Annotated in this window: 1 protein-coding gene; it reads left to right on the forward strand. The window is 64.7% G+C overall.

What is annotated here, in order from left to right; all coding sequences use genetic code 11:
* The coding region (locus tag AB4Z35_RS30315; protein ID WP_442101203.1) for a hypothetical protein at positions 1–493 on the forward strand (493 nt) is incomplete at both ends.

Raw genomic sequence — 493 nt, forward strand, 5'->3', positions numbered from 1 at the left:
CTATTGCTACTGGGTGCACGAGTGGAAGCGCTTCTTCGACTTCTGCGCCGAACTGAGCCGCGATCTCAAGGTGCCGATCATGCCGTGGCAGGTGCCGGCCAGCCATGCGCCGCTGGTCACGGACCCGGTCAACGACAACTTCGACACGCAGAACTGGGGCACGGGCGGCACGTACATCCTCGGCGATCCGGCCATCGGCAGCGATTACCACAACATCAATCCGAAGATCATCGCCCTGCAGTTCCCGGATGCCTTCCACTGGGCGATGGGCACGAGCGCCGAGGACATGTTCGAGCGCTCGATACCGTTCGACGTCAGCGCCCCGGCCTATGGCGACTTCCCGTATCGCGGCATCTTCACGCTGCTGCTGGGCGGCGGCGCCACCACGGGCATCATCTCGACGGTGGGCGATGACACCTCCTTCGTGCGCGACAAGCTCAACGCGTACATGGACCACCCGATCCCGTTCGGCAACGACGCCGCGTCGCTGGGC

The sequence above is a fragment of the Pseudomonas sp. KB_15 genome (genome assembly GCF_052114525.1).
Lineage (GTDB): Bacteria > Pseudomonadota > Gammaproteobacteria > Pseudomonadales > Pseudomonadaceae > Aquipseudomonas.